Annotated in this window: 9 protein-coding genes; 6 read left to right on the top strand and 3 right to left on the bottom strand. The window is 70.8% G+C overall.

Annotated elements, in window-relative coordinates; translation table 11 throughout:
- Nucleotides 1-619 precede the first annotated feature (619 nt).
- Nucleotides 620-1,507, top strand: coding sequence for a C40 family peptidase (locus tag KGQ19_RS45515; RefSeq protein WP_212021336.1), 888 nt, complete (start codon nucleotides 620-622; stop codon nucleotides 1,505-1,507).
- Between the two features lie 79 nt (nucleotides 1,508-1,586).
- Nucleotides 1,587-2,387: a class I SAM-dependent methyltransferase gene (locus KGQ19_RS45510; protein WP_212021335.1), complete on the top strand. Its 801-nt coding sequence runs from the start codon at nucleotides 1,587-1,589 to the stop codon at nucleotides 2,385-2,387.
- Here KGQ19_RS45510 and KGQ19_RS45505 read toward each other — a convergent pair.
- From KGQ19_RS45505 to KGQ19_RS45495, 3 genes are all read right to left on the bottom strand, one after another.
- Entirely contained in the window at nucleotides 2,371-3,234 is an 864-nt protein-coding gene (locus KGQ19_RS45505; protein WP_212021334.1) for a family 1 encapsulin nanocompartment shell protein, read from the bottom strand. The genes KGQ19_RS45510 and KGQ19_RS45505 overlap by 17 nt on opposite strands.
- 4 nt (nucleotides 3,235-3,238) lie before the next feature.
- Nucleotides 3,239-4,327 carry a Dyp-type peroxidase gene (locus KGQ19_RS45500; RefSeq protein ID WP_212021333.1) on the bottom strand — a complete coding sequence of 363 codons (1,089 nt, stop codon included), beginning with the start codon at nucleotides 4,325-4,327 and terminating at the stop codon, nucleotides 3,239-3,241.
- 109 nt (nucleotides 4,328-4,436) lie between these two features.
- Nucleotides 4,437-5,138: a DUF4232 domain-containing protein gene (locus KGQ19_RS45495; protein ID WP_212021331.1), complete on the bottom strand. Its 702-nt coding sequence runs from the start codon at nucleotides 5,136-5,138 to the stop codon at nucleotides 4,437-4,439.
- A gap of 141 nt (nucleotides 5,139-5,279) precedes the next feature.
- Here KGQ19_RS45495 and bioB point away from each other — a divergent pair, with 141 nt between their 5' ends.
- The 4 genes from bioB to KGQ19_RS45475 all read left to right on the top strand — a co-directional run.
- Entirely contained in the window at nucleotides 5,280-6,371 is a 1,092-nt protein-coding gene (bioB, locus tag KGQ19_RS45490) for a biotin synthase BioB (RefSeq protein WP_268908227.1), read from the top strand.
- A gap of 89 nt (nucleotides 6,372-6,460) precedes the next feature.
- A complete protein-coding gene (locus KGQ19_RS45485) occupies nucleotides 6,461-6,667 on the top strand; it encodes a hypothetical protein (protein WP_212021327.1) in 207 nt (68 codons plus the stop codon).
- 176 nt (nucleotides 6,668-6,843) lie between these two features.
- Nucleotides 6,844-7,710, top strand: a complete 867-nt coding sequence (locus KGQ19_RS45480; protein ID WP_212021325.1) for an LLM class F420-dependent oxidoreductase — start codon at nucleotides 6,844-6,846, stop codon at nucleotides 7,708-7,710.
- Nucleotides 7,711-8,626: 916 nt separating this feature from the next.
- Nucleotides 8,627-8,833 (top strand): hypothetical protein (locus KGQ19_RS45475; protein WP_212021323.1); only part of this gene is annotated, 207 nt, incomplete at its 3' end.

The following is an 8,833-nucleotide window of genomic DNA, read 5'->3' as shown; positions in this document are numbered from 1 at the left end:
GAGGCGGGGCCGGCCGGCTCGACCGGCGGGGGTTGAGCGGCCGGTCCGTGGCGTCGGAGGGGAAGCCGGCGTCACGGCAGGGGGACAGGGGGTGTGCTCGTCCGGCGGTCACGGGGCCGCGCGGCCGGGTGCAGAAGAAGGGGGAACCGTCCCGCGGCGGGGGCCGCGGGCGGCCGGGATCGGCGACGAAGTCGAAGCCGATCCCGGGCAGGGCAGCGCAGGGGGAGCAGGGGGATGCCTCGCCGCCGGACTCGGGGCCGGTCGGCTAGGCGGACAGGACACGGGCCGGTGGGGGGCCGGCCCGTGCGAAGGGTGGCAGGACCTCGCCGCCCCACCGACGGTCACGGGGCCGTGCGGCGGGGCGGCTTCGTCTTGTGCGGGGAGCGGTCTTGTCCGGAGCGGTCTCGTCTGAATCGGCCGTGCCTCAACCCGGCCTTGTCCGGGCCCTGGTTCGCCAGCTCGTTCGGTCACCCTTACCCGCGCCTTCCGCCCAGGTGGTGAGTCCGGGCACTGCTCCGTCCAGGGGCGCGCGGGCATGGAGCCCGATCCGGGGCGGTAAGACGATCTTCGGATCTTCGCAGGAATCTGTCCTGCTCCGGAACAGAGGGAAGTGAACGGGATGCAATGTCATAAACCCGGGCACCGTGCCCCCGCACGGTGCGTCTCGGCACTGCTGGCGGCCGGCGCGCTGCTGGCCACCGTCGCCGACCAGCTCGGCGGGTCGTCCGAGCGGCCCGCGATCCAGGCGGCGGCGCTGGGGACACCGATGGCTCTGAGCCCGGCCCCCATGTCGGCTCTGCTCGCGGCCGGAACCGTCCGGCCGGTCGAGTACGCGCTCTCACGCACTCAGGTGGGAGCACCATCGCCACAGGACCGGAGCGCCAGGCCGAAGCCGGCGGCCAAGCCCGCCAAGGGGAAGCCCGCGGCCAAGCCCGCCAAGTCGGCCAAGGGAAAGCCCGCGTCGAAGGCCGCCCACCCCAAGGCCAGCCACCCCAAGACGACTCATCCCAAGGTGGCGCACCCGAAGGTCGCGCACCCGAAGAAGACCGCGCACCCGAAGTCGGCCTCGAAGCCCCGCTCGGTCACCCGCGGCCGCCCGGCCCCGGACCGGCACACCAACGCCTACCTGCTGGCCCACCTGCCCCCGGCCAAGAACCCCAAGGCGGCCAAGGCGGTCCACGAGGCGCTGTCCCTGCTCGGCGTCCCCTACCGCTGGGGCGGCACCACCCGCGCGGGCTTCGACTGCTCCGGCTTCACCCAGCACGTCTGGGCGGTGGCCGGCGTCAAGATCCCGCGCACCGTCCGGGACCAGGCCCGCGCCGGGACGCAGATCCCGCTGAGCAAGGCCGAGCCGGGCGACCTCGTGGTCTTCTATCCCACGCAGCACCACGTCGGCATCTACGTCGGCAACGGTCTGGTGATCGACTCGCCGCACAGCGGGACCACGGTCCGCCCCGACCCGGTGCGCTCGATGCCGGTCTCGGTCGTGGTCCGGGTGCGCGCCTGAGCGACGGACGGTTGCGCTTCCCGCCTCGGCGACGGGGGTACGTCGCCGAGGCGAGCGCGGGTCCACCACAATGGCGGTCATGACTACCGCCGTGGACCGCGCGTACCGTGACCTGAGCACGCTGGACGTCAGGATCCAGACCCACCGCCGCTACAGCGAAGCCGACCACGACGTCGAAGCCGACGTCCTCGCCGCGGCCGCCGTCACGGCCGACGATCGGCTGCTCGACATCGGCCCGGGCACCGGCACCTTCCTGGCCCGGCTGTCCGCCGCCGGCCACACCGCGGCGCTGACCGCCCTGGACTTCTCCGCCGAATCCGCCGCGACCTGCGACCGCATCCCCGGCGTCCACGGTCTGCGCGGCGACGCCGGGCACCCGCCCTTCGCCGACGCGGCGTTCGACGTCGTCACCGCCCGGCACATGCTCTACCACCTCGACGACCCGGCCGGTGCCGTGGTCCAGGCCCGCCGCGTGCTGCGCGCGGGCGGCCGGTTCGCCGCCGTCGTCAACCGCGAAGAGTCCTATCCGTTGATGAAAGCCCTGCGGGAAGAGGTGCTGACCCGGCACGGCATCACCATCGCGCCGACGCCGGACGAGCGGGTCCACGGCGGTAACCTGCCGGACCTGGTCGCCCGCGGCTTCGGCGCCGACGCCATCCGGATCCTGCGACGCGACAACGCCCTGGTCTTCCCCGACCCCGAACCGGTCATCGCCTACCTGCGCTCCACGCTCACCCTGCTCGGCGTGCCCGAGGACGGCGACCTGCGCGCCGCCATCACCGCAGACCTCGACAAAGAAGCCCGCGCCAGATTCCGCACCCTGCCGGGTGGGATCTGGCGCGAGCCGAAGGGCTACGTCGTCGTCACCGCGACCGCTTAGCGGACTTGCCTTCCTTGCCGGTGCCCGAGCCGGTGCCGAGCCCGGCGGGGGTGCCGCCCAGCGGCACCGCGGCCTCGGCGGTGTAGGGCAGGAACGTGAACGACTGCGTGAAGTACAGCCGCACCTTGTCCGCGGTGTGCGACTCGTACCCGATCGACAGGTCCTGCCCGAGCTGCAGCTGGTAGTCGCCGCCGCGGGAGGACAGCAGCACGCCGCCGGTGATCGCCGGGGCCCAGATCACGTCGCCGTCGATCAGCCGGGCCACGTGCTCGGCGACCGGGTAGCCGTGGTCCACCGCGTCCGACAGCGCCTGGTAGGCGTCGGCGCCGAGCACCAGGTGGTAGGGCCCTTCGACACCGGCCAGCTTCAGCTGGGTGGCCATCCGGGCCACGGTGGTCGGGTAGTCCACCGGGTCCGCCGGCAGCGGCATCGCCGCGTTGCTGGCGAACGGCCGCAGGCCGGTGATCCCGGCCGCGGCGTAGCCGTCGGCGATGGCCCGGTCCTCGGTGAACGCGGCGATCTTGGCCGCGTCCTTCACCGGCTGCCAGTCGCTGTCCTGGGCGCCGCGCTCCACGTCGTCGATGTCGGTCCGGTCCAGCTCGAACGGGATCCGCACCTCGACCAGCGGCCTGGCGCTGCGCAGCCGGGCCTGCACGCCGTCGTGCGGGGCGGCGATGGGCGCGGTGTGGCCGTCGCCGACGGCCGCCAGCGTGGTGCCGTCCGGGCCGCTGACGTCCACCACGCGCCGGAAGGCCAGGTACCGCAGCACGGTGCGGCGCGCCTCCTCCTCGATCTGCTCCCAGGCGGCGTCGCTGACCGGGGCGAGGTCGCGGTGCAGGTTGTTCATATCGTCAGCTCCTCAGGCTTCCGATGCCCAGCGAACCATCACTGGTGCGGGGCTTGGCCGGTGTCGTGGGGGCGGTCAGGGGGTCGTCGTCACTGTCGTCGTCGGTGCTGTCGTCACTGGCAGCGGTCCCGGCCAGGCCTCGGCCGGGGGCCGGCGGCGGGTCGTCCAGGAATCCGGTGGGCGGCACGAAGAACAACCCGCCGGTGACCGCCGTCGAGAAGTCCAGGATCCGGTCCCGGTTACCCTCCTCGTCGCCGATGAACATGTTCCGCAGCATCTGCTCGGTGGTCTCCGGAGTGGCGCAGTACCCGATGAAGTAGGTGCCCACCTCACCCTCGCGGAACGATCCGAACGGCATGTTGGCCCGCAGGATGTCCTGCTCCTCGCCGTCCGGCCCGACGATCGTGTTGCGGGACACGTGCGAGTTCTTCGGCAGCGCGGCGTCCGGCAGCTGCACGTTCCCGGTCTTGGTGCGCCCGATCACCAGCGCCTGCTCGTGGTCGGACAGCGAGTTCCACGCCGAGATGTCGTGCAGGTACTTCTGCACGATGACGTAGCTGCCGCCGACGAACTCCGGGTCGCGCTCGGCGTCGACCAGCGCCGCCGCCACCGCCTCCACGCCCTCGGGGTTCTCCGTGCCGTCGACGAAGCCCAGCAGGTCGCGGCGGTCGTAGTAGCGGAAGCCGTGCACCTCGTCCACGACCTTCACCGCGCCGCCGAGGCGGGTCAGGAGGTTGGCGGCGAAGTCGTAACAGACGTCCATGTGCTGGGCCCGCAGATGCAGCAGCAGGTCGCCGGGGGTGGAGGGCGCCGAGTGCTGCGGGCCGTCCAGGGCGGTGAACGGATGCAGCTCGGCCGGCCGGGGCCCGTCGAACAGCCGGTCCCACACGGCCGAGCCGAACCCCGTGACGCACGCCAGCTCCGCCTCCGGGTGCCCGAACCCGACGGCGCGCGCGTAGGCGCTCAGGTCGGGGACGGCCTCCCGGACCGCGTCCTCGCCACCGTCCTCGACGGTCAGCACCAGGAACATCGCCGCCGAGGTCAGGGGACTGACCACCGGCTGCGCGGCCTCGGCGGGGGAAAGCTTGGGCATCAGGGGAGTCTCCTCGCGGCTCGGGCGTCGCAACCATCCCGACCGTAACAGCCGCCCGAGACCGGCGCCTGTCGAGCAGCGAGGAGACTCGCCGTGGGTCGCCCGGGCGTCAGGAACTGGCCGCGGTCTGCGAGTCGCTCTGCCAGTAGGTGACGAACGCGGAACTGTCGATGTAGTCCGCGCTCGCGGGCATCGCCACCGTGACCGGCCGGCCCACGCCGCCGCCTTGGGGGCTGCTGGACTCCAGCGACAGCGTCAGGGACGGGACGTTCTTGCCGTTCTTGCCCGACCCGTCCGGGGAGTTCGTCATCAGGCCCGCGTAGGCGGTGGCGCCGGGGGCCAGCAGGATCGTCGGCTGCGCCGGCTTGGAGGTGTCCAGCGGCGTGATGATGGAGTTCTGGCCGGGGGTGATGCGCAGTTCCGGGTACTGGTTCAGGTGGCAGGGCAGCTGTGAGGTGTTCTTCGCCGAGATCATGACGTGGTTGATCGGCTCCCGCAGCGGCGCGATGCTCAGGCTCAGCATGTCCGCCGAACAGTCGTGCGGCCCGCCGGCGCCGACCGTGGTGGGCTTCGCCGACTCCGAGGAAGACCCGGTGGTCGAAGGGCTCGCACCGCCGTCCACCGTTCCCGACGACGAACTCGTCGCGGCGGCCGTGACGGTCGTGGTGGCGGCCGGGGGCGGGGCGGTGCTCGCCGCCTTCGAGGACTTCGAAGAGCTGCAACCGGCGGTCAGGGCGACCGCCGTCAGCGAGACGACGACGGCTGCGCCCAGCCGTATGCCGATCCGGTGGCTCGAATCAGAGATGCTCATTTCCAGCAGCTTGCCATGTCGATGTTCGCTCTCTGAAGCGGGCCCCATAACTCTCTGCACCGGACCCCACAACGTTTACCCCGTGATCCTGTAGCGGCCATCGATGACCCGCGCCGCGTCGGCCACGCCACGATGAAGGCCATGACAACCCAGCCCTCTGCCGCTTCCCTTGACGTCCTGCTGTCCGACCTGGTCAGTGCCGCCTTGGAGCGGCGGCCACCGACCCGGGAGCAGGCGCTGGCGCTGTTGGCCGGCGACGACGCGGACGTCCTGGACGTCGTCGCGGCCGCCGGACGGGTGCGGCGGGCCTTCTTCGGCCGCCGGGTGAAGCTCAACTACCTGGTCAACATGAAGTCCGGGCTGTGTCCGGAGGACTGTTTCTACTGTTCGCAGCGGCTCGGCAGCGAGGCGGAGATCCTGAAGTACTCGTGGATCAAAACCGATGAGGCTGCCGAGTTGGCCGCCAAGGCGGTCGGGGCCGGCGCCAAGCGGGTCTGCCTGGTGGCCTCCGGGCGGGGGCCGTCGGATCGTGACGTCGAGCGGGTCGCGGACACGGTGGCCGCGATCAAGGGCGGTACGCCCGACGTCGAGGTCTGCGTCTGCCTGGGATTGCTCAGGGACGGGCAGGCCGCGCGGCTGGCCGAGGCCGGGGCCGATGCCTACAACCACAATCTGAACACCGCGCAGGAGAAGTACGCGGACATCTGCACGACGCACACGTTCGCCGACCGGGTGGACACGCTGCGGGACGCGAGCGCCGCCGGGCTGTCGCCGTGCTCCGGTGCCATCTTCGGGATGGGGGAGAGCGACGAGGACGTGGTCTCCGTGGCTTTCGCTCTGCGTGAGTTGGACCCGGACTCGGTGCCGGTGAACTTCCTCATTCCGTTCGAGGGGACGCCGCTGGGTTCGCGGTGGGAACTGACTCCGGCTCGGTGTCTGCGGATCCTGGCGCTGTTCCGGTTCGTGTTTCCGGATGTGGAGGTGCGGCTGGCCGGGGGGCGGGAGATCCACCTGCGGAGCATGCAGCCGCTGGCGTTGCACCTGGCCAACGCGATCTTCCTCGGCGACTATCTGACCAGCGAGGGCGCGGCCGGGGCGGACGATCTGGCGATGATCGCGGATGCCGGGTTCAGCGTCGAGGGACGGTCGGAGGACACGTTGCCGACGGCTCGTGGCGAGCAGGTGGCGCTGCGGCGGCGGGGTGCTGGGACGGGAGTGCCGGCTAATACGTGACGGGCGCTGCCGTGCGCTTTGTCCTGCGGTCGCGCCCCCGATCGGGCCGGGGGAGTGGCGGGATCGGGCCTGGTGCCTAACTTGGAAATATGACTACCAAGTGGGGCATTACCGCGTTGCTCGTCGGAGGCTATCTGCTGGCCTTGGGGTTCGCCGGGATCAACGCCGATTCCGGCGGCGCGGTGGCGGTCTTCGCGGTGGTGCTGGTGCTCGGGTTCGTGGTGACCGGCTGGTCGGCGGTGCTGCCGTGGGAGAGCGGGAAGGCCGCGCAGCCGGACGATACGCCAAGCCTTTGACAGGTTTCGAGCACGTTCCGGACTCGGCGGGGCCGCGCCGAGGCTCGTCGATGTCGGAGACTGACATCTCTCGCGCGGCGGAGTAGCGTCGTGGGCGAGCGCCGCCCGCGTGCGCGTGCCGCGCAGCGGACGGGCTCCTATCTGACTTTCTGACTTTCCTGGTGAGGAGCAAGACCATGGAACTCGGGCTGCACATCCCCAACTTCACCTATCCCGGTGGCCCCGCCACCCTGGCCGACGACCTGACACGGATCGCGGTCACCGCCGAGGAGGTCGGCTTCGCCCGGGTGAGCGTGATGGACCACCTGTTCCAGATCGGCAACGTCGGCCCGGCCGAGCTGGACATGCTGGAGGCCTACACCGCCCTCGGCTTCCTGGCCGCCCGGACCGAGAAGGTGCAGCTCCTGGCCTGGGTCACGGCCGTCACCTACCGCGAGCCGGGACTGCTGGCCAAGGCCGTGTCGACCCTGGACGTGCTGTCCAAGGGCCGCGCCTGGCTCGGCATCGGCGCCGCCTGGAACGGCGAGGAGGCCGCCGGCCTCGGGCTGTTCTTCCCCAGCACCGCCGAGCGCTTCGAGCGGCTGGAGGAGGCGCTGCAGATCTGCCAGCAGATGTGGAGCGACAGCGACGCCCCGTACGAGGGCAAGCACTACCACCTGGGCCGCACCCTGAACTCCCCGCAGCCGCTGCGCACCCCGCCGATCCTGATCGGCGGCGGCGGCGAGAAGAAGACGCTGCGGCTGGTGGCGAAGTACGCGCAGGCGTGCAACCTGTTCGCCAGCCCGGAGCTGGAGCACAAGCTGGACGTGCTGCGCGGCCACTGCGAGACCGAGGGGCGCGACTACGACAGCATCGAGAAGACGGTGATGATGCCGTTCAACATCGGGGAGAAGGGCGAGAACATCCCCGCGTTGCTGGACCAGCTGCGGGGCTTCGCGGCGCTCGGCGTGTCGGAGGTGCACGGGAGTCTGCAGGACGTGTGGCAGACCGAGCGGCTGGAGTTGATCGGGCGGGAGCTTATCCCGGCTGCCGCGGAGCTATGAGTTCCGAGTTCCGAGTTCTGAGCTCTGATGTGAGTTGCTGAGTCCGGCCCGGTTCTGCCGGCTTCGAGCTGGCGGGGCCGGGCTTTGCTATATGGCTTTGCTGTACGGCTATACGGCTGCTACGCGTGCGGCGCTCGGGTTGTCGAGGGCGATGGCCAGCGCTCGGGACTGTTCGGTGTCGCTGAGCTGACCCAGCATCGCCTCGACGGACGACCAGGTCGGTGTCTTGGTGCTCGGGGATCTCCATGGTCTGACTCGCAGGGGGGAGGGTATTGGGTTGTGGAGCGCAAGATAACTGGCCCTAAAAACTACTGACACTTGGAGCACGGACTCCCTGCAAGTCACCTTCGACAGACCCCGCAGCAAGGCAGCCCAATCCCGACTGAAGAACTCGCCGGGCTGCCACCAGTGCCCGCCAGCTGCGCGAAGGCCTAGCCAGCGACGCCGCCCATGCATGCCAGTGCCCAAGCCCAGCGCCATCCGGACGCGCGAGCGAGGGCTTGGCCTGCGTGGAGATCGACTGGCTGCGCTGCTGATTGATTGAGCGGTGTCGGCGCCTGAGCCCCGGTCAGCCAACCTTGCGCGACCGGCCTGCCATCAAGAGCGCGTGCCTGTGCCGCCGCCGGCGAGACCCGTCAGCCACCTGACCTGCGCCCGCGCTCCCACCCGCGCCTCGGCCGCGATCCAGACATCCGCCGGACATCCGCGCAGCATGCCCGCGCCATGCTGGCGACGCTTCCGTTCGCTGTGCTGTGCCCAGTCCGCTCTTCCTTGCTCTTCTTTCGGGGTGGGTGGGCGGTGTGGAACGTAACCCCCGGGGCGCTGTCGGAATTCGCGTGATCATCTCTGTTGATATCCTGACACCGGCCAGGCCCGCGAACGGCGCGCGCCGCCCCGCCGACGCGAGGATGCCTGTATGGATCAGCCGGTGTCCGGCTTGGACGCCCCCGCGGTGTACGACGCGTCGGCGTCGGCTCCCGCTCCGCGGACGCTTATTGATGTCCTGTATGCCACGGCGCGTGCGTTTCCCGATGCCACGGCTTTGGATGATGGGCGCCGGGCTTTGGATTACTCCGCGTTGTTGGTGGAGGCCGCAGCGATGGCTGCTCGGTTGGGGCGGGCC

Source organism: Catenulispora pinistramenti (assembly GCF_018274385.1).
GTDB classification, from domain to species: domain Bacteria; phylum Actinomycetota; class Actinomycetes; order Streptomycetales; family Catenulisporaceae; genus Catenulispora; species Catenulispora pinistramenti.
Note: the sequence above shows the minus strand (reverse complement) of the source record. Positions and strands in the feature narration are given on the sequence as shown.

Bases quoted from the DNA above. Each gene is read 5' to 3' on its own strand.
- KGQ19_RS45515 (WP_212021336.1), top strand. From the start codon at position 620: ATGCAATGTCATAAACCCGGGCACCGTGCCCCCGCACGGTGCGTCTCG.
- KGQ19_RS45510 (WP_212021335.1), top strand. From the start codon at position 1,587: ATGACTACCGCCGTGGACCGCGCGTACCGTGACCTGAGCACGCTGGAC.
- KGQ19_RS45505 (WP_212021334.1), bottom strand. From the start codon at position 3,234: ATGAACAACCTGCACCGCGACCTCGCCCCGGTCAGCGACGCCGCCTGG.
- KGQ19_RS45500 (WP_212021333.1), bottom strand. From the start codon at position 4,327: ATGCCCAAGCTTTCCCCCGCCGAGGCCGCGCAGCCGGTGGTCAGTCCC.
- KGQ19_RS45495 (WP_212021331.1), bottom strand. From the start codon at position 5,138: ATGAGCATCTCTGATTCGAGCCACCGGATCGGCATACGGCTGGGCGCA.
- bioB (WP_268908227.1), top strand. From the start codon at position 5,280: ATGACAACCCAGCCCTCTGCCGCTTCCCTTGACGTCCTGCTGTCCGAC.
- KGQ19_RS45485 (WP_212021327.1), top strand. From the start codon at position 6,461: ATGACTACCAAGTGGGGCATTACCGCGTTGCTCGTCGGAGGCTATCTG.
- KGQ19_RS45480 (WP_212021325.1), top strand. From the start codon at position 6,844: ATGGAACTCGGGCTGCACATCCCCAACTTCACCTATCCCGGTGGCCCC.